Below are 23,099 nucleotides of genomic sequence, written 5' to 3' on the forward strand. Positions count from 1 at the left end.
TTTTTTGGCTATTTTTTGCCAATTACTGACATTGCGCTGTTGTACCAAGGTATTGAATATCAATGTTTTCGTTGGGAGTATAAAATGAAACAGAATCAAGTACTAGAAAAATTGACGCAATCACAATTACGCTCAGACATTCCCGATTTTCGTCCGGGAGATAATGTCAGAGTTTATGCTCGAATCGTTGAGGGTGAACGCGAACGTGTCCAATTATTTGAAGGCGTAGTTGTTAAACGCAAGGGATTTGGAATATCAGCTAGTTATACCGTTAGAAAAGTTTCTTCCGGTGTTGGCGTTGAACGTACCTTTCCATTAAATTCTCCACGTGTTGATAAAATCGAAGTTACTCGTCATGGTCATGTACGTCGCGCTAAATTGTATTACTTGCGTGCACTTCGTGGTAAGGCTGCTCGTATCAAGGAAAGTCTTAATACCAAGGCGACTAATAAGAAAACTCAAACAAAGTGATTTTAGAAACGGACTGATTCAACGGTCTGTTTTTTTCTCGGAAAATAAATAATGACAATTAAAAAAATTCAAAATTCCTTTCCACAATTAGTGGTCCAATTATTTATTCTAATTTTTACGGCTTTATTAGAAGTAATTGCTATGAATATGTTTTTGAATCCAAATCATATTTTTACCGGTGGTTTTAACGGAATCTCGCAGTTGCTTTCAATAGCGAGTAAACATTTATTTGGTTTTCAAATAAATACCGGTATTTTTATACTGCTGACAAGCGTTGTAATTGGTTTTTTGGGTGGAAAATGGTCGGTTTGCGTTTCACGATTTTAAGCACGGCCAATTCTGTTCTAACGTCTTTGTTTATTGTCTATTTTCCCGTTATCAATATCGCCAAAAGTGTTTTGCTTGCTTCGCTTTTTTCGGGTGTGTTAATGGGTTTGGCGACTGGTTTGTCGATGCGTTTCGGTCTCTCTACTGGCGGAATGGATATTATCGCAATGATTGTCCAAAAAAAGACCGGACGATCTGTCGGTGTTATTAGTAATACAATTAATGCTTCAATTGTTTTGATTGCCGGTATTTTTATTGGCTGGCCGAATGCTTTATATACTTTAATCGGAATTTTTGCTACAGGCCAGGTTATAGATGCAATTTATACCGGTCAACGAAAATTAACCACCTTGATTGTGACGGAGAAAGCCGACCTTTTAACTAAAGCATTACAGGACGAATTGGTTCGTGGAATCACAATTCTTCCTTCGACGGGAGCTTTTTCTCATCATGAGTCTTCTACTTTATTCATGGTGATTAATCGTGTTGAACTTTATGAAATGGAAAGATATTGCTCGTGAAAATGATCCACATGCTTTTATTGATATATTGAGTACTGTTTCAGTTAGTGGACTATGGCTTGATCCCGATCGCCAAGCTGATATTAAAAAAGGAAAGGTAAAAATCGATGCCGGAAATTCAAATTGATATGCTAAAAGGACGTTCTCATGAACAAATTAAACAAATTGTAAAGGACATTACCGCTGTAATGGTTAAAGATACCAAGGCTAAACCTGAAGCGGTTCATATAGTAGTTCGCGAATTTGAAGCGAATCATTACGCTTTGGGCGGTGTGCTTAAGTCGGATATGTAATCTTTTTGTAATATATACAAAGCACTATTTTTTAATAAAGTAGTGTTTTTTTAAACAAAATGTAAATTTGTAATATGCAACTCAATTTTTTTCAACCGTGTGTTCGTAAAAATTGAAATTTTTTTAAAAAAATTCAAACGTATGTTTGAGAGAGGCGAGAAAAAAATGTAATCTCGCTGCAACCCAAAACGCCCTCAAAGCGTCTAAAATTAATAGGCGTACGAGGTGGAAATGAAAAAATCTTCTTTAAAATCAAAAGCATTGATTACGGCGATTTCTGCATTGGGCGTCACCGGAACGGCTGCGGTAACAGCCCAAGCTAAATCGTATACGGTTAAAAGCGGTGATACGTTGTGGAGCTTGGCCAATGATAACAACACTTCTGTTAACGCTTTAGCATCGGAAAACAAAATTTCCGATCCGAATTTGATTATTACAGGGGACACATTGGTACTTCCTGATGACGATGCAACGACCACACCGGCGCAAAAAACTGCTGAAAGCAGCGCGGCTTCATCTTCAGCTAGTCAAGCCTCAAGTTCTACTTCTGTTGCAAGCGGCAACTACACTGTTCAAGCAGGTGACTCTCTTTGGTCGATTGCTCAAAAAACAGGTGCTGATGTTAATCAATTAGTTGCTAATAATGGCGGCAAAAGTCTAATTCAGATTGGACAAATAATTCAAATTCCAACGAGCACAACTTCTTCGGCCGCTAGCGATTCTGTGAATGATGTTGCAAGTTCGTCTGCTTCGGTCGTTTCCAGCTCTGCTGCTGTTTCTTCGGCCGCTTCTGCTGCTGTTAGTTCCGCTCCTTCCAGCGCATCGGTCGTCAGCTCTTCTGCTGTGGTTTCTTCGGTCGCTTCTGCTGTAAGTTCGTCTGCTTCGGCTGCTGTTAGTTCCGCTTCATCGGTGGCGAGTTCGTCTGCTTCGGTCGCTTCCAGTTATTCAGCCGCTGCTAAAGCTGCCTCCACGTCTTCTTTGAGCAAAACCAACGTCACAACCACTACTGCTTCTCAAGTCAGTCAGACCAGTACGACTTCTACTTCTACTTCGACTGCTCAGGCTGTTGTTAACTTAGCGATTCAATTGTCCAAAGAAAATATTCCTTATGTTTGGGGTGGCAGTACAACTGCCGGGTTTGATTGTTCCGGATTAGTCTCGTATGTATACCAACATGCTGCAGGGATTACTCTCCCTCATTACACAGTTTCTCAAGAAAGTTATGTTTCAAAGCATTCTGTATCCCAGGCAAAGCCTGGAGACCTCCTGTTCTGGGGCAGCGCGGGGGCGACATATCACGTTGCTATCTATATCGGAAATAATCAATATGTAGCTGCACCGGAACCAGGTATGAATGTTGAAGTTGAAACGATTTCTTCATACTTCATGCCAAGTTTTGCAGGAACGGTTATTAAGTAATTTAATATTTTAGCCACATTAAAAAACGAGTTTCCAAATGGAACTCGTTTTTAATTTGCCAATATAATAATAAATTACTTAATTAAGACAACATCTTCAGAAACTGCCCAAGGATCTAATTCATTGATGTGATCGTAGTACATAATTCCCTTTAAGTGATCGATTTCATGTTGAAAAACAATCGCTGGATAATCTTTTAATCGAATCGAATGGTGCTCGCCGTTTTCATCATCGTAGTCGACAGTAATCTTATCGGCTCTGAGGACGATTCCGGGGGTATCTTCGTCTTTTGACAAACATCCCTCTCCGGCTTCCAGTGCTGCTCTTTTCATTGATTCACGGGTAATTTTTGGATTATAAACGATTCCGCGGAAATACGGTTTCGAATCTTCTTCAGGATTCAAAGAAGGGATTAGCAAAGCTGTCATCTGCAAAGACTTATTAACTTGCGGACCAGCGAGGCCGACACCCGGACGTAAATGATAGGTTTCGTTTTTTTCTTTATCCTGAGAAACCTCAAGAAATTCAAGCATCCGATGACCAAGTTTTTTTATTTCTAAATCAAGCGGAAAAGTAACTGGTTTGGCTTTCGCACGCAAAACCGGATTACCATCACGTGTAATATCTTCCATTAGTATCATAATTTTATTGTATACCAGGCTAGCCAAGCGGCTATTTTTCGTGTATTATAAACTATCAGTGGCTGCATAAGCAGCTTTTTGTTTGTAAAGGAATTATGAATGGCAAAAACGAGAGAAGATATTAGAAATATTGCGATTATCGCCCATGTTGATCATGGTAAGACTACTTTGGTTAACGAAATGCTGAAACAATCAGATACTTTTGATTCACATACGCAAATTGCTGATCGAGCAATGGATACGAATCCAATTGAAAAAGAACGTGGAATTACCATTCTTTCAAAAACGACAGCAATCAGAGTTGGCAATAAACAGATTAACATCGTCGATACACCGGGCCATGCCGATTTTGGCGGTGAAGTTGAACGTATCATGACGATGGTTGACGGTGTTTTGCTTGTCGTTGATGCTTTTGAAGGAACGATGCCACAAACACGCTTTGTTTTAAAAAAAGCTTTTGAACAACATTTGACTCCAATTGTAATCATTAATAAAGTTGATCGTCCCGGTGCTCGTCCACAAGAAGTGGTCGATGAGGTTTTGGATTTGTTTATTGAATTGGGTGCTGACGATGAGATGCTTGATTTCCCAGTTATCTATGCATCCGCAATGAATGGGACAAGCAGCTACTCGGCTGATATAAGCAAACAAGAACATACAATGAAGCCTATTTTTGATACGGTCTTTAAAACAATCCCGGCTCCAATCGATAATTCTGACGAACCAATGCAGTTCCAAGTTGCTATGCTTGATTACAATGACTTTGTTGGTCGTATCGGAATTGGCCGTGTTGTTCGCGGAACAATCAAAGTCGGCGATAATGTTACTGTTCTAAAACTTGATGGTTCACATAAAGATTTTCGTGTGACGAAATTAATGGGTTTTTTGGGCTTGAAACGAATTGATATAAATCAGGCCGAAGCAGGAGATTTGATTGCTGTTTCCGGAATGGAAGAAATTAATGTCGGTGAAACAGTTGCTGCTTCCAGCCACCCTGACGCTCTGCCTCCGCTGAGAATCGATCCACCAACTTTGCAGATGATTTTTAGAACCAATGATTCGCCCTTTGCCGGTCGGGAAGGAAAATTCGTAACCGCCCGTCAATTGGAAGATCGGTTGAAGCAGGAGCTTCATACAGACGTTTCACTACGAGTAGAAGATACGAAAACACCTGGTGTCTGGACTGTTTCCGGTCGTGGAGAACTACACCTTTCAATTTTGATCGATACATTGCGCCGAGAAGGATTTGAGTTGCAGGCTGGTCGTCCAAAGGTTATTTATCGTGAGATCGACGGAACGCGTTGCGAACCGTTTGAAGATGTACAAATCGATACGCCTGAAGAATATACTGGTTCAATTATTCAATCTTTGTCGGAACGCAAAGGAGAGTTATTGAATATGGAACCACAGGGTAACGGTCAGACGCGTTTACACTTTGTTGCCCCTTCACGCGGCCTGATTGGTTATTCTAGCGAGTTTTTGAGTTCTACTCGTGGATATGGTATCTATAACCATACATTCTTGGATTATCGCCCGGTTATTACCGGATGGAACCCGGGTCGTCGTAATGGTACTTTGGTTGCAATTGGTCAGGGAACGGTTACGACTTATGCAATCATGCAGGTTGAGGATCGCGGTACTATTTTTGTTGATCCCGGCACCGAGGTTTACGAGGGTATGATTGTTGGTGAAAATTCCCGTGAAAATGATATCTCAGTTAACATTACCCGTATGAAAGCGCAAAGTAACGTCCGTTCTTCAAATAAAGACCAAACGGCTATTATCAAGACGCCAACTCATTTGACTCTTGAAGAGTCGATCGAGTTCTTGAATGATGACGAATTAGTCGAGGTTACCCCTGAAAATACCCGTCTTCGCAAGATAATTCTGAAGACCAATGAACGTGAAAAAGTAGCTCGTCATCGAAATAATTAATTTTTTATTTTTAATATTTTTTAAAACCTTGGAATGTGATATAACTTTCAAGGTTTTTATTTATCTTCTTTTTGATATCTAATTTGTAATATTTTTCTTTTAGAATGATGATATCTTAAGTTGACTTGCACATATCAAAATAAAAATTTAGGAGCTATATAATCACAATGGTCACGATAAAAGAAATAGCCGACAAAGTTAATTTAAGCCCAACAACAGTCTCTAACGTGATTCATGGCCGCAAAGGGAAAGTATCGCCTGATAACTATAAAAAAATAAGTAGAGCCCTGGAAGAAAGCAAATATGTTTCTAATATGGGAGGACGGCTCTTAGGACGCCATGGGTCAAAAATTATCGCTGTCATTTTGAATTATGAACGACGGTCTGAAATGAATGTTGTTTCGGATCCTTTTTATAATCAAATTGTTGGATTTCTTGAGGAAGAAATTCGTAAAAAAAGCTATTTTATGATGCTTTATACTTCTGGAAGCGTGACAGAAAGTTTACGATTGGCCACTGCTTGGGATATTGAAGGGTTGATTGTCCTTGGTTCACATCCTGATGATGCTAAGAACTTTATTAAACAGCAGAAGAGACCGGTAGCTTTTATCGATACTTATGTTGATAAGGAATCGATGACTGACGATTTTATTAATGTTGGTTTACAGGATTTTAAGGGTGGTTATCAGATCACAAATTATTTGATTGGCCTTGGTCATAGAAGAATCGGTTTTTTTGCTGACGGCAATCAACTACTTGGTGTTGATCAGCAACGTTTTGCTGGTTTTAAAAAGGCTTTATCGGAGGCTGATATTAATCTTGAAAATCCCGGTTTTTTTGGTCTCGATTATCGAACTAATCAGCGTCACATTTTTCTAAAAAAATTTTCTGAAACAAAGCTAAAAGATTATACGGCGCTTGTTTTTACTTCAGACTTTTTAGCCGTAGATGCTATAAATGTTTTTCTTGATAACGGATTTAAAGTTCCGGAGGATATTTCAATTATGGGATTTGATCACAATATTTTCTCTGAGCAGTGTCGACCAAAATTGACTACGATCGGTCAGAATGTTCAAAAAAAAGCCGTTTTAGCGGTAGATTTTTTGACAGAGAGAATTCAAAGCAAACAAGCAATTAAAAAAATCAATCTTTTGTTAGATGCTGAATTAATTGTGCAGGACAGTACTGCTCGAGTGTAATTAACATGGATTTCTTTATTGTGTTCGTTTTTTATTCATTTTCAGTGCTGTCGATTAATATCAGCACTTTTTTAATTTATTGTTTTTCGATGTCTAATCATAAAAGCAATTGTGGTGGGACAATTAACTTTATTCATTCTTTCGGATTCATTTAACTATATTTGTTTTTAGGATTTAAATACGATAATTTAATTCTTTTTTGAATCGGAGCATTGCAAAGCGATTTTTTAAAATAAATTTCATTAGCTGCTTTTATATCTGTATATAGCAACTCAGGCGTAACGCCAACGTTTTTAAAAATTATAAACTCAAGAGATTGTGGGAAACGGATTTAGGGTCATAAATTCTTTATGTGACTGAATTTTAATATAAAATTGCCGGTTCAAAGTTAGCCAGGTTATATATTTTCGTTATTGTAAGCGCTTTACTTTTATGTTAGGATATATTTTGTTACTTAGGTGTTACGTGACACTTATTTCCGTCAACGAGGGGGTGAGGAGGATAAAACGGGAAATTGGTATTGGGAATTATTAATTTCATTAGGAACTGTTTATAAAAACAAGGCCTAGATGAAATATTTAAAGATACTATTGAATATCTGAAATAAGAATAATTTTATGTCGGGATTCGGAAAAGCACACGGCTGAAAAAGTTTTTTACGCTTGTTCACTCTGATTATTTAGCAGATATCGTATCAGTTGATATCAGTAGTTTAAGAGAATTATTTGCCAGTGGCGCACCGTATTTTAGACATGACTAAAGAGGTATCAAATGAATAAAACGATTAAATTGGTTACTGGCGTTTTGGCTTTCCTGATTCTGATCGCAGTTACCGTTTCGATGTTTCTGACGAGTGGTCCGAATCTGAATGGCAAGACCGTGATCCAGCTCTTTTCGACAAAGACTGAAAACGCCGCCACTTATAAAGAATTGATCAAAGCTTTTGAGAAGAAATACCCGTCAATTGAAGTTCAGCTTTCTTCTCCATCCAGCGCCGCAACTGTACTGCGAACCGATTTGGCCAAGAACAGTTTGCCGGATGTGATTGCTGTCGGTGGCGACAATAATTTGGTTTCGCTGGTCAGTTCGGAAGGTTTGAGAAATTTAGCCGGTCAATCATATGCCAAAACAACTTTGCCAGCCTACCGGAAGATGATCACAAGTCTTTATTCCAAAAAATCCCTATATGCGGTACCTTATGCGACCAATGCGGCTGGAGTTATCTATAATAAGGCCCTGTTTAAAAAAGCCGGTATCAAAACGGTTCCGACGACTTAGAATGAATTGATCGCCGATGCCAAGATTCTAAAAGCCAAGGGAATTACGCCCTTTGAATCGGCCTACAAGGATACATGGACGACGATGGCGACTTGGAATCCAATTGTTTCCAATACGATTCCTTCGAGTTGGATAAAAAAACGTCTGGAAAATAAGACAACTTTTGCTGCCACACATCAAACTGCGATGAAAAAATGGCTGCAGATTGCCCAGTATTCGCAAAGTGATTATATGGGAACTTCTTATGATTAGGCCAATATTGATTTTGCTAAAGGAAAGGTGGCCATGATTATCAATGGCAATTATGAAATACCGGCTTTTATTTCTTTGAATAAGAAAATCGACGCAGACATGTTTATGCTTCCTGTCTCGAACAATGCGAAGGCCAATAAAGTGACTTCGGGTATCGATGTTGCTTTTGCCATTTCGAAGGTTTCCAAGCACTTTTCCGCCGACAATAAGCTAGTTGCTTTTCTAATGGACAAGAAGAATGCGGCAATCTATAACAAAGAGCAATTTTCTTTTTCTGCGATCAAGGGCGTAAAACAAAAAAGCCGGTTCGTTGCCGGTATAGCTGATCAAATTAATCGGGGCAACGTAATCAACTATCCGGACCACTATTATCCATCAGCTTTGGATTTAACGCAGATGTTAACTCAGGCGGGTTTAAACGCTGCTAATCATATGAACGAGCAGAAGAACATCAGGATTTCTTTAAGAAGGGCTGACACAGCTTTTAACGCTGCTAATGTCGGGGAGAAATAACTATGAAACAGGGTCGAAAAAAATAAGTTTGACTTTTTATTTAATGACAGTGCCGATGGCAATTCTCTTTTTCATTTTTCATACGATACCTTTTCTCAGAGGCGTCTTTTATAGTTTTACGGATTGGAAAGGTTTTGGAAACTGGCATTTTGTCGGTTTGCGCAATTATGGATATATGTTTTCGAATGCCGATATCGGCAGTGCTTATGGTTTTACCTTTAAATTCGCTGTTTTTGCGACAATCTTTGTCAATGTAATTGCTTTATTGATTGCTTTGGGCCTGACCAGCAAGATCAAATTTCAAAATACTTTAAAGGCTGTTTATTTTCTTCCTTACATGTTGGGTACTTTGATCGTTGGTTTCATCTTTAACTTTATTTTTGGCAATCTGTTGCCGGACTTGGGTAAAGCATTGCATTGGTCATTTTTGACCACAAACATCTTGGGTACGAGTCATGCCTGGATTGGGATTTTGATCGTCACGATCTGGCAGGGACTGGCTTTTAATACATTGATTTATATGTCGGGTTTGCAATCCGTCAGTCCGGAACTTTACGAAGCGGCGTCTTTAGATGGCGCAGGAGCCTGGAAGAAATTCTGGCGGATTACTTTTCCTTTGATTGCACCCTTTTTCACGATTAATCTTGTGCTGTCTGTTAAAGGCTATTTGATGGTATTCGATCAGATCATGGCCATGACCAGTGGCGGCCCCGGCAACAGTACGACGTCAATTTCAGTGTTGATTTACACGCAAGGTTTTCAGGGGTCACAGTTTGCCATTCAATCAGCCAATGCCGTCGTTTTGTTCTTGATTGTTGCAGGTGTTTTCCTGTTCCAATTGAATGTGTTAAATAAAAGAGAGGACAGGATTGAAAACTGATGTCGATTATGCATGATAAAAACAATTTACTTAAACCGGCTAAAATAAAGGCAATTAAACATCCTAACTACACTGTTACGGCTGTTTTAGCTACGATTGCTGTTTTTGCCATTCTTGGCGCATTATATATGACGATGATGATCGCCTTGAAAAGCCCTTCGGATATGACGAATGTTTTGGCTTGGCCGAAACAATTCCAGTGGAGCAACTTCACGAGTGCTTGGCAGATGACAGATTTTCCATTGATGTTTAGAAATACGCTTTTCATTACAGCTTGGAATATTATTTTTACGATTATTACCAATTCGGCTGCGGCCTATGCTATCACGCGTTATCGCAAACAAAGCCGTTTTTTCAATCTACTTTATTACTACTTCATTTCGGCAATGTTTATTCCTTTCAACGTCATTATGCTGCCCTTGGTGCGTGAAGTCTCGGCTTTCCATATGGACAATGATTTCGGCATGACCTTTTTATATATCATTTTCGGCATGCCTTTGAATATTTTTCTTTATTCAGGCTTTGTTAAGCAGATCCCGGTGGCCTTGGAAGAGGCAGCTGTAATGGATGGCGCCAAACCCTACCAAGTCTTCTTTAAAGTGATCTTTCCTTTGATGGCACCGATGCATGCGACCGTAGCGATTTTGTCCTTTATGTGGACATGGAATGATTTCTTGATGCCTTTGGTGTTGTTAAGCGATCCCAAACAGCAGACGCTGCAGCTGGCACAATATGTCTTTCAAGGTCAGTTCTCAACCAACTATAACCTGGCCTTTGCTTCGTATGTGCTGGTTTTGGCCCCGGTTCTGATAATGTATGTATTTTTCCAGCGCTACATTATTTCCGGCGTTTTGACCGGATCTGTTAAGGGATAAGTACTCACATTGGCCAAAGGTTACATTGAATATTCTTTTCGTTCAGATTCAACGACTGGATATTTTTAAAAAAAGTCGCTTATTCTATCTCTTTGGGCCCTTGAGGTACTTTCGTTTTGATATTCTTGTTTTCTGTTTCGACTTCTGGATCGGCAAACACAAAAAATCAAAACAGCTTAAAAAACTATTCTAATAAAATTTGAATCAAAAATTTCAATTGAAAGGATTACAGGGGTTTATGTTTGGAAAAATAAAGTTTTACGAAAAAAAGAGTAATGACGTTTCAATTGAATTCGAAAATGGTCGAGCATCGGTTGATATTATTACCCCTTCGATCATCAATTTTTTCTCGCCACTGTCTACTGAACGCCGCGCTTCAAAGGCTGTTGAAAATTTAAAAAGAATGCCCGGAAAAATTACGGTCGATTTTATCGATGGACAAGTCCTTGTTTATACGGAAAAACTAAAAGTATCAATTACCGATAATTTTATGGTTGATATATTTGATTTGAACGGTAAACGAATCTGCAGCGATTATCGAGGCGAGGATAAACCGTTTGTTCGACGCGGCAACGATGATGACGGCAATATCGCGGCTGAAGAAGGCCATCAATTAGAAGAGGAACGTAAATCGCAAAAAATCAAGATTTTGAAACAGTTGAATCCGGGCAGCTATTTTTATGGTTTGGGCGATCGGACTGGCCATTTAAATAAATTGGGCTACCACTATAAAATGTGGAATACCGATAATCCGAATCCGCACGTTGAGAGTTTTGAAACAATGTACAAATCGATTCCATTCTTTGTGGCACTTGAGAAAAAACCGCTTATGGCATATTTTTCGACAACAGTTATGAAACGGTTTTTGATTTTGGCAAAGAAAACAGAAACTATTATTCTTTTAGCGCCGTTGATGGAAATCTTGATTATTACTTTATTTATGGTCCATCTGCTAAAGAAGTTATTTTCGGGTATACTCTTCTAACCGGTACTACACCGCTCCCACAATTATGGACATTGGGCTACCAACAGTCCAGGTGGTCTTATGCGCCAGAGAAAAGGCTGCAGGAGATTGCCAACAATTTTAGAAAAAAAGATATTCCCTGCGATGTTCTTTATTTGGATATCGATTATATGGACGGATATCGGGTTTTTACTTGGGATCAACAGAAATTTCCCAATCATGAAAAAATGTTGGACCGTTTAAAGGGACAAGGATATAAAATCGTCACGATTATCGATCCGGGTGTTAAAAAAGATAAAGGTTATTCAATTTATGATCAAGGGCTAAAAAATAATTATTTTGCGACTGATAGAGATGGTATTCCTTATGTTAATCGTGTCTGGCCGGGGAAAGCTCTTTATCCGGATTTTTCCAATCAAGCAGTTCGTCATTGGTGGGCTGAAAATCAGAAGATTTTAGTCAATCATGGGGTTGCCGGAGTCTGGAATGATATGAACGAACCCGCGAGTTTCGATGGACCTTTGCCTGACGATGTTCAATTCAACAACGATGGTCGTTTGACGGATCATCGAGAAATTCATAATGTCTATGGTCATTACATGTCAAAGGCGACCTATGAGGGTATTAAAACGGCTACTAATAAGCGCCCATTTGTTATCACGAGGGCAAGTTATGCTGGTACGCAAAAATATGCAACTGTTTGGACCGGTGATAATCAGAGCCTATGGGAACATTTACGAATGTCTTTGCCTATGCTAATGAATCTTGGCATAAGTGGATTCGCTTTTTGTGGGACCGATGTTGGTGGTTTTGGTTTTGATTGTACGCCGGAACTTTTGTCCCGCTGGGTTCAAGTAGGCGCTTTTACAGCTCTTTTCCGAAATCACTCAAGTGCTTCAATGCGTGATCAGGAACCTTGGGCCTTTGATGAAAAAACAGAATCTATCAATCGTAAATATATAAAATTGCGTTATCGCTTACTGCCGTATTTTTACGATATTATGCACGATGAAGAAACAACCGGTCTGCCAATGATTCGTCCCTTGTTACTGGATTACCAAAATGATGAAAATGTTTACGGAATTAACGATGAGTTCATGAGTGGATCAAATATTTTAGTCGCACCGGTAGTTGAGCAGGGCAAGACAGCGAGAATGGTTTATTTGCCAAAAGGAAATCGTTGGATCGACTATTGGACTAAAGCTGTTTTTGATGGTGGCCAATATATCGTTAAAAATGCGCCGTTGGATGTTTGTCCTATTTATGTTAAAGAGGGCGGAATCATTCCCATGTATCCGGCCCAAAATTATGTTGGAGAAAAGAAAATTAGTCAATTAACCTTGGACATCTATCCTTTTACAGGAAAAGGGGAGAGCTGTTACGAACATTATCAAGATGATGGTGAAAGTTTTGACTATCGTTCCGGAAGCTATAATCTTTACGATTTTATTTTGAAGAGAAGCGGCAATCTTATTGAAATTAATATTTCAAAAACGAGAGAGGCTTATGGTGAAAAGTATCAGAGTTTTAAATTCATTATTAACGGTATTAAGCCTTTGGAATTTTTAGTTGATGGTCAAACAGGAAAAATTGAGAATGATGATGACCAATTTTCTTTCACTGTTTCAAACACGGCGAAGAAAATCGATCTCAAATTTTAATGAAATTTTTCAATAATATTAAAACACCTGGATTTTCTCAGCAATTCCAGGTGTTTTTAATTTATGATTATTTACTTTTAAAAAATGATCGTTTGAAATAGTCTGGTATTCACAAAAATGGATTAAATTAGTTGTGACTGATTATTTGGTAATTAATTTGTCAATCGTTTTTAGAACTCCATCATGATTGTTATCCGATAAGGCAATTTGTTCGCCGGAAAATTCTCTTTTTATAAAGTCAGGTGCGTTGGGCATAACAAAGGGATGTGCCACATAATAAAGCATTTCCAGATCATTTTCGCCATCACCAAAAGCGGCCATTTGATCATGATGAAGACCTAAATAAGCTCCAAGCTTTTGAAGACCAATAGCTTTTGAAATGCCTCGATTAATAATGTCTATTGCACCATATCCGGACGAAGTGGCACGAACTCCTTTGATTTTTGTTTTAGAAATCAATTCTTCGGCCATCAGTTTTTGGTCGATGCCTTTCCAAAAAAGAGCAATTTTCTCAATTGGTTCTTTTATTTCTGAAAAATTATGAATTATTTCCAACTTGGGATTATAAGTATTCATTTTATTTAGTTTTGATTTTTGTTGATAATCGGGGGCATAAGTACTTAAATCCCCCTCGAAAATGATTCGGTCGGGTTTGATACTTAGTTCGGGAAGAATATAAAACACTTTTTCCAGAAGTTCCGGGTCAATTGAAGAACGAAAAATATTTTTGCCATCGACATACACCGAAGCACCATTTTGTGAAACAAAGCTTATATTGTATTTATGCATATAATTTTTAAAAACTTGAGCAATGCCATTGTATGATCTTCCAGAAGCAGCTACAAAGAATTGATGATTGAAATTCATTTCGTCCAGAGTCGCCTGAAAAAATTTTTGATTAAATGTTTTCTTATCATTAACGAATGTTCCGTCGATGTCGCTGGCAAATAATTTTATTGGGTTCATAGTTAAATTATAAAGTCTTTCATCTTTTTCTCTTTCTTTTTGCTATGATTTTATAGGTGACTTTTTTGGTGGTATAGCCAAGCGGTAAGGCGATGGTCTGCAAAACCGTTATCACGGGTTCGATTCCCGTTACCACCTGAACCGCGTCATCAGTGATTTCTCTGAACCATTGGCTATGGCGTTTTTTTATTATCCTATAAAATTCCAACATTTTGTTCTTTGGATCTTAAAATATGGTGACAAATTTTTATAAATTATTCATATGAATTAAAAAACAAAAAAAGAATTTACTAATTTTCGTTTAATACTCACTTACTAAAATCTTCATTGTTTGTGTGACAGAAATTTATGATTGTTAATCAACAACAATCAAGTCAAATTAGTCATGTTAAAGAAAGAAGAAAATTTGATATGAAAAATTTAGCTGAATTAGCCGGTCAATTAATCGATTTACAGGAACGCGATGGTTTTAATACGAAAACAGGACACAATCAGATAGAGGAGTCAATGAGGTTTTCGATTGAACATGGTTATGGAGATTTAGCAAAGAAAGTTCGTAAGTTGTGGGAACAAATACCCGACAACAAAACATCCAATCTTGAAATCGGACCGAAAAAATCAGTTAAATTTCTTAGTATTTATAAGAAGAAAGAAAAAAGCTTTCCGTCTAGTTGAAAAAGGAATGTCCTACACAACGATTGCCAATTATCTCGGTATCAGTTTGTCTAAAATATATCAATGGAAAAAAGAATTTGAAAGAAAGTTAAATAACTAAAAAGATAGAGCAGGACCACAAAAAGCAGGAAATAAAAGTGGTGGGACAAATTGATTCACCGGATTCGATCAACAAGAATTACGATCAACGATATCTGTCACAAACGAGTAATAATTATTCGGGAAATCTTTTCTTTAGTTTGTTTTCGCTAGCAGAAAGCAGGCAATTAGGATCTATATTGTATTTACTGCAAAATATTAATAGTTGGTCTAAAATATCGGCTAATTCTTCTTGCAGATTATCTCTTTTTTTAATACTTGATAATTGCTTATCTCCTGGATGATCACGACCAATTTCAATGGCACGAATCGCTCTGGAAAGTTCGCCTGTTTCTTCGCTTAAATAGTTCAGTCGAATAAAAGGTGAATATTGATACCAATTCCTTTGTTTATAAAAATTTATCAACCATTTTTCATGTTCTGTTAAATTCATTTTTTGTCCCCTTGGAAAACGGATAGTGTTATTAGTCCTTAAAGCTATTTCCATTATCCTTTTTAATTTGTAAATGTGTTTTCTCTTAAAAAAAGCCAACCCACTAGAATTGTAATTATCGACAAACTTAATAACAAAGTGATCGGCAAATTCCAATTTCCGAAACTGCTATTAAGTTTCCCTAATAAGGTCGGACTGATGCAGGCTAATAAATAACCAAGCGATTGAACAACACCTCCGATAACGCTTATCTCCCTGGCCGAATCCGAAAGAGTTGTTATTAAACCCAAAGCCAGGGAAAAGATGGCCGCGGTTGTCAGGCCTAAAGCAATAATGGCAATTGTGATCACAGGTAAAGTGGGGCTTTTTAAATTTAATAAGCTCAATCCGCTGACATAACCGACGAATAATCCTCCTAAAACCCATTTAAAGGCGTTTTTTCCAGCACTGATTCGCGGAATTATATACGATATTGGAATTCCGATGAATTGAAAAAGAGCGAAGAGACTCCCTGTTGCCAAAAGGGACAGCTTTAAATGATTCAGAATACTTGGCAGCCAGGCAATCAGACCGTAATATATAAATGACTGCAGGCCCATAAAAATAGCTAAAAGCCAAATCTTTGGGTGATTTATGATCTCAATCAATTTGATGTTTTGTTGATTGGAAACGGTATTTTTTTCTAAATCATTATTGCTAGTTTTGTTTTTTATTAAAAACCAGCCGGCCAATGTAATAATCGGTAATATTGATGTCAATTGAACAACTGCTTGCCAACCGATTTGTTTGGCCAAAGGTGCGACTAAATACCCAATTCCCGCCGCCCATAAGTTGAGTGTCGCGGTATAGAGCCCATTTAAAACATTGGCGTGCTTCGGGGCTCGTTCGACAATAACGGTTGGAGTCAAAATGTTCAATATCGTGATTGCCGCCCCGGTGAAGAAACTGCCGACAAACAACCAAGGCGCTGAGAGGACACGAAAAAAATTTGCAATAATGAGTATTCCCAAGGCTGTGATCATGGTTCTATAGCTGCCTAATTTCCGAATGACTAGTGGTGCAAGAACTGATAATAGACCAAAGCAAATCAAAGGAATACTGGTCAAAAGACCAATTTTGGTCTGATCCAGATCAAAACTTTGCATAATATAGCTGCTGATTGGCGGGATTACTATTATTGTCAAACGCAGATTACCGGCAATCAGAAAGATTTCCCAAGAAAAATTGAAAAATGGTTGTCTTTTTTTCACAATGAAATTCCTTTCCGAATTTTTCCTTAAACAGAAAAAGATCCCATCCAAACAAGTCTTTCTTGCCTAGATGAGATCTTCTCTAGTTACATGACGAATCTTTGATTCGCTATCAGAAAATTACTACAGGAATTATAGCATTTTCCTTAACAGAGAATCAAACGAAACTTAAAAAGAGCCTGATCTTGCTGTTTTGATAACTTTAATCGACTAAATTTATCGGTAAAGTTTTCTTCGTTTTAATTTACAAAAAAACAAAGCCAAAATAAAGGAAGTTATATTACGTTAAAATTGACAGCGCTTTCAGAACGTTGTACTGTGAAGAAGCAAAATTTTATTAATAAAAAAATATATGCTCGGAAACCAGCGGCATATTAGTATTAAAGTCCAGAAAAAGTTTTACTAATCGTCGCAGCGTTTTTCTGTTGCCCTTATATTTTTTGCAGACAACATGTATTTGATTAAATTAGATCTGAGAATAATTCTTTTATTTCTTGATGAATTTGGGGAATAATTGAACAGTAGGGAGTGAAATATGAATTTTGTTTTTCTGGTAACAGGAATTTTATTGGTATTTGTAATTGGATGGCTAATCAGCAGTGACCGAAAGCACATCCGTTTCGGTACAATTGGAAGGCTATTTATGCTTCAAATAATAATTTCGTTTATTTGTTTGCACACATCAGGAGGAGTCAATACTTTAAAGCAGATCTCCTTGTTCTTTAATTGGTTAATGAAACAAGCTGCCGGGGGTGTTGATTTCGTTTTTGGCGGTTTTGTGATCAAAGCCGGTAGTTCGGTTTTCTTCTTGAGTGTTTTGATGCCGATTGTTTTTATTTCCGCTCTAGTTGGAATTTTGAATTATATTAAAGTTTTACCATTTATTATTAAATGGGCTGGTTGGGGATTAAACAAAATTTCCGGGATGGGAGAACTGGAAAGCTATTTTGCCGTTTCCACCTCTGTTTTAGGCCAGCCCGAAGTTTTCTTAACCGTTAAAGATCAAATTCCTAAGTTGACGGAACAGCGTCTCTATACAATCTCTGCCTCGGCAATGAGCGCGGTTTCAGCGGCTATGCTTGCCTCTTATATGAAGCTGGTTCCTGGGAAATTCGTTGTGGTAGCTGTCTTTTTGAATATTTTGTCTGCCTTGATTATTTCCTCTATCGTTAATCCTTATATTCCTGAAAAAGAGGATAAATTAGTTGAAATTTCCAAAGGTAACGCCGAACCTTTCTTCCAAGTCTTGGGAAATTATATCGTTGATGGTTTCCAACTTGCAATTACCGTCGCTGCAATGTTGATTGGTTTTGTCGCATTGGTCACTTTTTTAAACAATAGTTTTTTGGCCGTAATTAATATTAGTTTCACTAGTTTAATCGGATATATTTTCGCGCCAATCGCTTTTTTAATGGGCGTACCTACAAGCGATATATTAAAAGTCGGCAGTTTGATGGCTACCAAACTAATTACTAATGAATTTGTAGCCATGGGAACTTTGCATGGAATTGCGGGGACCTTAAGTACGAAAGCGAATGCGATTATTTCGGCCTACTTGGTTTCATTTGCAAATTTTGGGACAATTGGTATTATTACCGGGTCGATTAAATCGATTAGTGCTAAACAGGGCAGCTACGTGGCTAAGTTTTCGATTAGATTATTGGCTGGTGCGACATTGGCATCTATTTTGACTGGAACGATCGTTGGTTTTTATTTCTAAATATTTTCAATGAAAAGGAGTTGACGTTATAAATAGCAGAAAAAAACTGATTTCAATGATTTTTTTGACGGTGATACTTTTTATTTCCAGTAACTCGTTTATTTTCCTTTTTCACAAAGATCATCCGAATTTTGGAATTGTTTTTAGAACATCATTATTTGTCGTCTTCTTGTATTCTTGGGCATTGATTCGTTTATTAACCTCTAAAAGATTTGCAGTTTCATTTATGGATTTCGTGAACATTGTTTATGCCATAGGTTTTATCAGCAATATCGCGCTTGCCGCGACAAAAATTTCCGGTATTAATGTTTGGATTGTTGTTGGCATGAGTTTGATTGGTTTTATTATTAATATTCTTATTTCAAAAGCTGCACGAAAATTTAAATCGGATATGTATCTCAGCTCCACGATTACAGCGAAAAAATAATGTTTTTTTCGAAACTTGTTTTGGATTGGAAGCCCGGACGGATCGTGATCGGTTCCTCACTTTTACCTCGACTGATAATCAGTTATTACTGCTTTTTAAGGTAAACTGAATATTCGATACTCACTAGTGCATAAAATTGTTTTTTATTTCAGACTAAATAAAAACTCCGTTTTACAAGCAAACGGAGTTTTTTAATATCTTTACATATAATGTTTATTAAGCAGAAAAAGAAGAACTATTGCTGTTTTTGCCGGTGTTTTCAAAAGAGAAGTCTTCTATAGCGCCTAGCAAGTCACTTAAAAGATTCATCTTATTAAAGCTTTTTAATTACTGCTAATTGAATTAATAAAATTTTGACCGGATTTTGTGATCTTGATGTCATATTTTTCGAGATAATCTTCCGGATGCCAGTTTTTTTGTTTTTCAACAACTGCAATTAAGTTTTCGTCAATTGCATGTTTCAGATTTTTTATCAGTGTTTCTTCACTTTCACCGGAACTTTCAAGTTTTCTCAAATCTGAAGCCAAAAAAATCTTGTCTTGATCATCGTTCAATTTGCTAACTTCTTCCATGAATTTGTTAAAATCAGTCTTTTCCATTATTGCGATCCTCAAAATCTTATTTTCTTAATTTTAAATCAATCTTATTAGAATCTGAATACAAGGCTACTTTACTTCAATAATTGTTAAATTGCCATCATTATTGATATTACAGAATCTTATTCAATTGTCCAAAGATAACATTTAGTATCCGAAAACTCCATGAGTCATTGTCGCACTTATCTCTTCAGCTTGTCTTCTTGAAATATTTTTCATTGAAAAAGCTATTGATTTATTGATTTCGTCACTTATGAAGTACCTCATCATACAAATTTTTTCGTACCTGGTCCTTAGTCCTTGAACCGATAAAAAATCATTTGCTTGTTCACCACATAAATTTCGACCTGACATTTCTCTACAGGATGAATTTAAAGCTTTTTCATCAAGATTAATTTTGTTCTGATACTTTTCGTTACCATCATCTGAATTAACGATATCATCTGATAAAATTCTCTCTCTTTTGATAATTTCGTTTATTGTTACTATTTTTTCTTTGTTAAAATTTACTCCTGCAAATTTGCTTTGTCCATTTCCAACTAATCCTGAAATTATTACTAGCAGGATGCTTATTGGAATAATAGTCAAAGCAATTAACTTGTATTTTTTGTTCTTTTTCAGTAATACGCAACTTAAATAGAACAGAAAAGAAAAAATCGCAATAGTTAAAGCAGAAAACCCCAGTAAAGACATGTTTTATCGACTCTCCCTGAAATAATTATAAATGGAAGACTCTTTGATTTATCTCTAAAAAAATAAAGAAATCGTTTTTAATTGCTAGAAAACGCTTCCTTTTAACTAATTTTCGTTAAATTTAACTTTATTCCGCCAATAATTTGCTTATTTTTCATAAAAATAATCTTCTAACTTTTGCTAGTAATTCAAAGTATATTCCAAAAGGAAGATAGTAGATTTTTTTCTATTTGATCAGTTTATATTTATGATTCAAAATGTTTGATATTATTTTTTTAATGGCAAGAACTGACGAACTATTATCTTTGCTGAAGGTCGGTTATGAAAAGATCCTGGCAGGAAATTTAATTGGGATTTATTTGCACGGTTCTTACGTTTTTGGCTGTTACAACGAAAGAATCAGTGATCTTGATTATATAATTGTTGTTAAAGAAGCCTTATCCTTTGATAGCGAAAAACGATTAATGGAATACACTCTTGATTATTTATGGCCTTTATCACCAGAAAAAGGGCTTGAATTTCATGTATTGCTTTTAAGGGACACATTAAATTTTAAACAGCCATTGGCATTTGATTTCCATTTTTCTAAAATGCATTATGACGAGTATTTGAGGGACGGCAAAAGTTATATTAAGCGAATGCGAGGAAAAGATCCCGATTTGGCCGCTCATATTATGGTCATTAATAATTTTGGCCAAGTCTTAAGCGGCAGTAAAATTAAAAATGTGTTTAGCCGGGTTCCAAGCGAAATATATTGGCAGAGCATACTTTACGATGTCGATTCGGCCAGAACTGAAATAATCAGTCAACCGATGTATGTAATTCTCAATCTTTGTCGGGCCTTGGCGTATAAAAAAGACCATTTGATAACCTCGAAACTGTCCGGAGGATTATGGGCTTTAGAAAAGATTCCAAAAAGATTTTCTAGGCTTATCCAACGATCCCTTAGCGAGTACCGTAGCCAAAATCCGATTTTTGTCGGTCGGAAATATGGACAGGCAGAACTTGAGGAATTTGCTGTTTACATGTTGAAAAGGATTGATAACAATCAATAGTGATCTTTTTAATAATCACTTAGTAAATATCTGAATTGATTCACTTTAAACCTTATAATGAACTTAGTCATTCCAATTCTGGAAGGGATTTGCAATTGGCTGAAAAATATAGAAGGATTTGGTTTTTTAAACTTTATTTTTAATATCGTTTAAGCAAAAAATGGAAAAAGTATTTGTTTTAACACTTGTTTTATCGTTATTTTTTTTGATAGTTTTAGCAGTCAGTACGACAATGCTAATGCTTAAAAAAAAGAGCAAAGTTATTTATATAACATTGCTTTTTTCGTCGATCCTTTTTTTATTTTCCGCCGTTGCTTTGACATTCAGTACGATTGGATTTAAAAACGAGCTACATAAAGAACGCTTAATTGAGAAAAAAAGGATCGAAAGGAAAAAGTATCAACAGCTAAATCTTTGGCTGTAACATATCAAAAAATGGCCGTTGAAAGTGCGTACGAATCAACGCAGGGATCAGGAAAAGCAAGCAGGGCAATCTATCAAAGTTGGCAGAATTTTCCTAATGGAAACAGCGATAATAATCAGATAAGCAGCTTGGTCAACAGTGCGATGAAATCACAGATCAGAAACATTACTTTGGCTCAGGCCAACTTGGTTGATGCACAGCACAAATTGTTTCTTTTAAAAAAATTGCATGAAAAGTTTAGCCGCATTTCATATATCACTAATAAATATGCTTCGACAAAAAAATTGTTGATCAGGCGAGCGAACTATATAAGCTCTCTACTAAGCCGAACAGAAGTTTTTCCGAGTGGACTGAAAGGGTTGATTATTTAAAGACGAATATCAATGAAGAATACCAAAAGCTTCATTGATTTTTTATGTAATTTTCTTATTTTATTTTTTGGTGTTAAAATTAAACGCGTTTATTATTAATAGTAAGTAAATTACAAATTTAAACTTAATTTTAAATTCTTTTTAATAAAAATATTTTTTTATTTCATTTATTAATTTATTCAAAGAATTAAAATTAGTTTATAAAGTTGTAAAAGAGAGGAGAAAGTTTATATGGTATTATCGCGTTCCGTTCCAAATATTGTTTTAAATGATGGCCATTCATTGCCGGCAATCGGTTTGGGGACTTATTTAGTCAGAGGCGGCCAAGGGGTCGATCAAATTTTGTCTGCTATTGAAGACGGCTATCGTTTGATTGATACATCGACCAATTATGATAGCGAAGGAGCTGTTGGCGAGGCCATTCGTCGTTCGGGTATTCCTCGTTCCGAATTTATAGTTACTTCTAAGCTACCTGGAAAATATCATCATTATCAAGATGCTCTGATGATGATTCAGGAATCTATTTTTCGGATGGGAATAGATTATCTGGATCTTTACCTAATTCATTGGCCCTTGCCGAAACGGGACCATTATGTCAAAGCTTGGAAGGCTTTGGTTGATGCCCAGAAACTCGGTTTGATCCGTTCGATCGGTGTTTCTAATTTTCTTCCTGAACATCTAGACCGTATTATCAATGAAAGCGGCGTTACTCCGGCTGTCAATCAAATTGAAGTTCATCCTTATTGGGTTCAGGAAGATATGCTTGCTGCTAATAAATCACGCGGCATTGTCAGCGAAGCTTGGAGCCCACTTGGAAGGGGCAGTGCAGCTCTTAAAGAAGATATTATTAAAAATTTGGCTGATAAATACGGTAAAAATACTGGCCAAATTATTCTTCGTTGGCATACCCAGCGGGGAATTATACCCTTGCCGAAATCTAGTAGTCTAATTCATCAACGCAGCAATATTGATATTTTTGATTTTTCTCTAACCTCATCCGAAATAGAGCAAATCAATGCTTTGAACCGTTCTGATGGCCGTGTTGATGGACAAGATCCTAATACTTACGAAGAGTTTGATTAGTATTCGTTTTTACTTTTACACATCCTAGTAAAATAAACCCAGCATTTTTATGCCGGGTTTTTATTACCAAAGATTGGT

At 36.8% G+C, this 23,099-nt stretch carries 27 protein-coding genes, 1 tRNA gene and 1 pseudogene; 23 read left to right on the forward strand and 6 right to left on the reverse strand.

Annotation, left to right across the window (positions count from 1 at the left end):
* Positions 1–84: 84 nt before the first annotated feature.
* The 6 genes and pseudogenes from rplS (at position 85) to A3G9_RS0107460 (ending at position 3,031) form a co-directional block, all read left to right on the forward strand.
* Positions 85–471 (forward strand): 50S ribosomal protein L19, encoded by a 387-nt coding sequence (gene rplS / locus A3G9_RS0107435; RefSeq protein WP_002818691.1) that lies wholly within the window; start codon positions 85–87, stop codon positions 469–471.
* A 147-nt stretch (positions 472–618) separates the two neighbouring features.
* A pseudogene (locus A3G9_RS1000000110525) lies at positions 619–1,130 on the forward strand (YitT family protein); the annotation flags it as partial.
* 24 nt (positions 1,131–1,154) lie between these two features.
* Positions 1,155–1,319, forward strand: a complete 165-nt coding sequence (locus A3G9_RS1000000110530; RefSeq protein ID WP_235043642.1) for a DUF2179 domain-containing protein — start codon at positions 1,155–1,157, stop codon at positions 1,317–1,319.
* Positions 1,294–1,446, forward strand: a complete 153-nt coding sequence (locus tag A3G9_RS1000000110535; RefSeq protein WP_018025281.1) for a DUF2179 domain-containing protein — start codon at positions 1,294–1,296, stop codon at positions 1,444–1,446. Before A3G9_RS1000000110530 ends, A3G9_RS1000000110535 begins: the two co-directional genes overlap by 26 nt.
* Positions 1,427–1,612, forward strand: a complete 186-nt coding sequence (locus tag A3G9_RS0107455; protein WP_002818695.1) for a 2-hydroxymuconate tautomerase — start codon at positions 1,427–1,429, stop codon at positions 1,610–1,612. The genes A3G9_RS1000000110535 and A3G9_RS0107455 overlap by 20 nt, the downstream gene beginning before the upstream one ends.
* A 225-nt stretch (positions 1,613–1,837) precedes the next feature.
* A complete protein-coding gene (locus tag A3G9_RS0107460; RefSeq protein ID WP_002820592.1) occupies positions 1,838–3,031 on the forward strand; it encodes a LysM peptidoglycan-binding domain-containing C40 family peptidase in 1,194 nt (397 codons plus the stop codon).
* Between the two features lie 74 nt (positions 3,032–3,105).
* Here A3G9_RS0107460 and def read toward each other — a convergent pair whose 3' ends face one another.
* A complete protein-coding gene (def, locus tag A3G9_RS0107465; RefSeq protein WP_002821467.1) occupies positions 3,106–3,663 on the reverse strand; it encodes a peptide deformylase in 558 nt (185 codons plus the stop codon).
* A gap of 108 nt (positions 3,664–3,771) precedes the next feature.
* Here def and typA point away from each other — a divergent pair, with 108 nt between their 5' ends.
* The 9 genes from typA (at position 3,772) to A3G9_RS01000000109580 (ending at position 13,229) form a co-directional block, all read left to right on the forward strand.
* On the forward strand, positions 3,772–5,607 hold the full coding sequence (gene typA / locus A3G9_RS0107470) for a translational GTPase TypA (RefSeq protein WP_002818698.1): 1,836 nt from the start codon (positions 3,772–3,774) through the stop codon (positions 5,605–5,607).
* A gap of 167 nt (positions 5,608–5,774) precedes the next feature.
* Positions 5,775–6,806 (forward strand): LacI family DNA-binding transcriptional regulator, encoded by a 1,032-nt coding sequence (locus A3G9_RS0107475; protein WP_002821468.1) that lies wholly within the window; start codon positions 5,775–5,777, stop codon positions 6,804–6,806.
* Positions 6,807–7,577: 771 nt separating this feature from the next.
* Positions 7,578–8,084: an ABC transporter substrate-binding protein gene (locus A3G9_RS0107480; protein ID WP_002818703.1), complete on the forward strand. Its 507-nt coding sequence runs from the start codon at positions 7,578–7,580 to the stop codon at positions 8,082–8,084.
* 6 nt (positions 8,085–8,090) lie between these two features.
* On the forward strand, positions 8,091–8,336 hold the full coding sequence (locus tag A3G9_RS0107485; RefSeq protein WP_002818704.1) for a hypothetical protein: 246 nt from the start codon (positions 8,091–8,093) through the stop codon (positions 8,334–8,336).
* 33 nt (positions 8,337–8,369) lie between these two features.
* Positions 8,370–8,849 (forward strand): type 2 periplasmic-binding domain-containing protein, encoded by a 480-nt coding sequence (locus A3G9_RS0107490; RefSeq protein WP_002818705.1) that lies wholly within the window; start codon positions 8,370–8,372, stop codon positions 8,847–8,849.
* On the forward strand, positions 8,833–9,729 hold the full coding sequence (locus A3G9_RS0107495) for a carbohydrate ABC transporter permease (protein WP_002818706.1): 897 nt from the start codon (positions 8,833–8,835) through the stop codon (positions 9,727–9,729). The genes A3G9_RS0107490 and A3G9_RS0107495 overlap by 17 nt, the downstream gene beginning before the upstream one ends.
* Positions 9,729–10,604: a carbohydrate ABC transporter permease gene (locus tag A3G9_RS0107500; RefSeq protein WP_002821469.1), complete on the forward strand. Its 876-nt coding sequence runs from the start codon at positions 9,729–9,731 to the stop codon at positions 10,602–10,604. Before A3G9_RS0107495 ends, A3G9_RS0107500 begins: the two co-directional genes overlap by 1 nt.
* A gap of 238 nt (positions 10,605–10,842) precedes the next feature.
* Positions 10,843–11,589, forward strand: a complete 747-nt coding sequence (locus A3G9_RS1000000110540; protein WP_002818709.1) for an alpha-glucosidase domain-containing protein — start codon at positions 10,843–10,845, stop codon at positions 11,587–11,589.
* Positions 11,590–11,621: 32 nt separating this feature from the next.
* Complete coding sequence (locus tag A3G9_RS01000000109580) at positions 11,622–13,229, forward strand: glycoside hydrolase family 31 protein (RefSeq protein ID WP_002818710.1); 1,608 nt, start codon at positions 11,622–11,624, stop codon at positions 13,227–13,229.
* Positions 13,230–13,370: 141 nt separating this feature from the next.
* Here the strand turns inward: A3G9_RS01000000109580 and A3G9_RS0107515 are convergent, their stop codons facing one another.
* Positions 13,371–14,195 carry an HAD-IIB family hydrolase gene (locus tag A3G9_RS0107515; RefSeq protein ID WP_002821470.1) on the reverse strand — a complete coding sequence of 275 codons (825 nt, stop codon included), beginning with the start codon at positions 14,193–14,195 and terminating at the stop codon, positions 13,371–13,373.
* Positions 14,196–14,262: 67 nt separating this feature from the next.
* On the opposite strand from A3G9_RS0107515, the gene A3G9_RS0107520 reads away from it, so the two are divergent.
* From A3G9_RS0107520 to A3G9_RS1000000110550, 3 genes are all read left to right on the forward strand, one after another.
* A tRNA-Cys gene (locus A3G9_RS0107520) sits at positions 14,263–14,333 on the forward strand.
* A gap of 273 nt (positions 14,334–14,606) precedes the next feature.
* Positions 14,607–14,870, forward strand: a complete 264-nt coding sequence (locus A3G9_RS1000000110545; RefSeq protein ID WP_226490002.1) for a helix-turn-helix domain-containing protein — start codon at positions 14,607–14,609, stop codon at positions 14,868–14,870.
* 7 nt (positions 14,871–14,877) lie between these two features.
* Positions 14,878–14,970 (forward strand): helix-turn-helix domain-containing protein, encoded by a 93-nt coding sequence (locus A3G9_RS1000000110550; RefSeq protein WP_228751186.1) that lies wholly within the window; start codon positions 14,878–14,880, stop codon positions 14,968–14,970.
* Between the two features lie 114 nt (positions 14,971–15,084).
* On the opposite strand, the gene A3G9_RS0107530 is transcribed toward A3G9_RS1000000110550, so the two are convergent.
* Positions 15,085–15,402 carry a MazG nucleotide pyrophosphohydrolase domain-containing protein gene (locus A3G9_RS0107530; RefSeq protein ID WP_002818713.1) on the reverse strand — a complete coding sequence of 106 codons (318 nt, stop codon included), beginning with the start codon at positions 15,400–15,402 and terminating at the stop codon, positions 15,085–15,087.
* Between the two features lie 62 nt (positions 15,403–15,464).
* The gene (locus A3G9_RS0107535; protein WP_002820927.1) at positions 15,465–16,652 is read right to left on the reverse strand and encodes an MFS transporter; all 1,188 of its coding nucleotides are present in this window, start codon (positions 16,650–16,652) and stop codon (positions 15,465–15,467) included.
* Between the two features lie 535 nt (positions 16,653–17,187).
* Here A3G9_RS0107535 and A3G9_RS0107540 point away from each other — a divergent pair.
* Both A3G9_RS0107540 and A3G9_RS0107545 read left to right on the forward strand, forming a co-directional pair.
* A complete protein-coding gene (locus A3G9_RS0107540; protein ID WP_002818715.1) occupies positions 17,188–18,372 on the forward strand; it encodes a NupC/NupG family nucleoside CNT transporter in 1,185 nt (394 codons plus the stop codon).
* Positions 18,373–18,427: 55 nt separating this feature from the next.
* Positions 18,428–18,799, forward strand: a complete 372-nt coding sequence (locus A3G9_RS0107545; RefSeq protein ID WP_002822886.1) for a hypothetical protein — start codon at positions 18,428–18,430, stop codon at positions 18,797–18,799.
* A gap of 323 nt (positions 18,800–19,122) precedes the next feature.
* On the opposite strand, the gene A3G9_RS0107550 is transcribed toward A3G9_RS0107545, so the two are convergent.
* Together A3G9_RS0107550 and A3G9_RS0107555 are read right to left on the reverse strand one after the other, a co-directional pair.
* Entirely contained in the window at positions 19,123–19,398 is a 276-nt protein-coding gene (locus tag A3G9_RS0107550) for a hypothetical protein (protein WP_002818719.1), read from the reverse strand.
* A gap of 144 nt (positions 19,399–19,542) precedes the next feature.
* Positions 19,543–20,088 carry a hypothetical protein gene (locus A3G9_RS0107555; RefSeq protein ID WP_002818721.1) on the reverse strand — a complete coding sequence of 182 codons (546 nt, stop codon included), beginning with the start codon at positions 20,086–20,088 and terminating at the stop codon, positions 19,543–19,545.
* Positions 20,089–20,345: 257 nt separating this feature from the next.
* Here A3G9_RS0107555 and A3G9_RS0107560 point away from each other — a divergent pair, with 257 nt between their 5' ends.
* From A3G9_RS0107560 to A3G9_RS0107570, 3 genes are all read left to right on the forward strand, one after another.
* Positions 20,346–21,143 carry a DUF4111 domain-containing protein gene (locus A3G9_RS0107560; protein ID WP_002818722.1) on the forward strand — a complete coding sequence of 266 codons (798 nt, stop codon included), beginning with the start codon at positions 20,346–20,348 and terminating at the stop codon, positions 21,141–21,143.
* A gap of 435 nt (positions 21,144–21,578) precedes the next feature.
* Positions 21,579–21,938 carry a hypothetical protein gene (locus A3G9_RS1000000110555; protein ID WP_236608168.1) on the forward strand — a complete coding sequence of 120 codons (360 nt, stop codon included), beginning with the start codon at positions 21,579–21,581 and terminating at the stop codon, positions 21,936–21,938.
* A gap of 231 nt (positions 21,939–22,169) precedes the next feature.
* Positions 22,170–23,021 (forward strand): aldo/keto reductase, encoded by an 852-nt coding sequence (locus A3G9_RS0107570; protein WP_002821174.1) that lies wholly within the window; start codon positions 22,170–22,172, stop codon positions 23,019–23,021.
* Positions 23,022–23,099 lie beyond the last annotated feature (78 nt).

The sequence above is a fragment of the Oenococcus oeni DSM 20252 = AWRIB129 genome, from assembly GCF_000372485.1.
In the GTDB taxonomy this organism is placed as follows: Bacteria; Bacillota; Bacilli; order Lactobacillales; family Lactobacillaceae; genus Oenococcus; species Oenococcus oeni.

Bases quoted from the DNA above. Each gene is read 5' to 3' on its own strand.
- def (WP_002821467.1), bottom strand. From the start codon at position 3,663: ATGGAAGATATTACACGTGATGGTAATCCGGTTTTGCGTGCGAAAGCC.
- A3G9_RS1000000110550 (WP_228751186.1), top strand. From the start codon at position 14,878: ATGTCCTACACAACGATTGCCAATTATCTCGGTATCAGTTTGTCTAAA.
- A3G9_RS0107550 (WP_002818719.1), bottom strand. From the start codon at position 19,398: ATGGAAAAGACTGATTTTAACAAATTCATGGAAGAAGTTAGCAAATTG.
- A3G9_RS0107555 (WP_002818721.1), bottom strand. From the start codon at position 20,088: ATGTCTTTACTGGGGTTTTCTGCTTTAACTATTGCGATTTTTTCTTTT.
- A3G9_RS1000000110555 (WP_236608168.1), top strand. From the start codon at position 21,579: ATGGCCGTTGAAAGTGCGTACGAATCAACGCAGGGATCAGGAAAAGCA.
- A3G9_RS1000000110535 (WP_018025281.1), top strand. From the start codon at position 1,294: ATGAAATGGAAAGATATTGCTCGTGAAAATGATCCACATGCTTTTATT.
- rplS (WP_002818691.1), top strand. From the start codon at position 85: ATGAAACAGAATCAAGTACTAGAAAAATTGACGCAATCACAATTACGC.
- A3G9_RS0107530 (WP_002818713.1), bottom strand. From the start codon at position 15,402: ATGAATTTAACAGAACATGAAAAATGGTTGATAAATTTTTATAAACAA.
- A3G9_RS1000000110540 (WP_002818709.1), top strand. From the start codon at position 10,843: ATGTTTGGAAAAATAAAGTTTTACGAAAAAAAGAGTAATGACGTTTCA.
- A3G9_RS0107495 (WP_002818706.1), top strand. From the start codon at position 8,833: ATGTCGGGGAGAAATAACTATGAAACAGGGTCGAAAAAAATAAGTTTG.
- A3G9_RS0107480 (WP_002818703.1), top strand. From the start codon at position 7,578: ATGAATAAAACGATTAAATTGGTTACTGGCGTTTTGGCTTTCCTGATT.
- A3G9_RS0107570 (WP_002821174.1), top strand. From the start codon at position 22,170: ATGGTATTATCGCGTTCCGTTCCAAATATTGTTTTAAATGATGGCCAT.
- typA (WP_002818698.1), top strand. From the start codon at position 3,772: ATGGCAAAAACGAGAGAAGATATTAGAAATATTGCGATTATCGCCCAT.
- A3G9_RS0107475 (WP_002821468.1), top strand. From the start codon at position 5,775: ATGGTCACGATAAAAGAAATAGCCGACAAAGTTAATTTAAGCCCAACA.
- A3G9_RS0107560 (WP_002818722.1), top strand. From the start codon at position 20,346: ATGTTTGATATTATTTTTTTAATGGCAAGAACTGACGAACTATTATCT.
- A3G9_RS0107515 (WP_002821470.1), bottom strand. From the start codon at position 14,195: ATGAACCCAATAAAATTATTTGCCAGCGACATCGACGGAACATTCGTT.
- A3G9_RS0107490 (WP_002818705.1), top strand. From the start codon at position 8,370: ATGATTATCAATGGCAATTATGAAATACCGGCTTTTATTTCTTTGAAT.
- A3G9_RS1000000110545 (WP_226490002.1), top strand. From the start codon at position 14,607: ATGAAAAATTTAGCTGAATTAGCCGGTCAATTAATCGATTTACAGGAA.
- A3G9_RS0107500 (WP_002821469.1), top strand. From the start codon at position 9,729: ATGTCGATTATGCATGATAAAAACAATTTACTTAAACCGGCTAAAATA.
- A3G9_RS0107455 (WP_002818695.1), top strand. From the start codon at position 1,427: ATGCCGGAAATTCAAATTGATATGCTAAAAGGACGTTCTCATGAACAA.
- A3G9_RS0107545 (WP_002822886.1), top strand. From the start codon at position 18,428: ATGATTTTTTTGACGGTGATACTTTTTATTTCCAGTAACTCGTTTATT.
- A3G9_RS0107540 (WP_002818715.1), top strand. From the start codon at position 17,188: ATGAATTTTGTTTTTCTGGTAACAGGAATTTTATTGGTATTTGTAATT.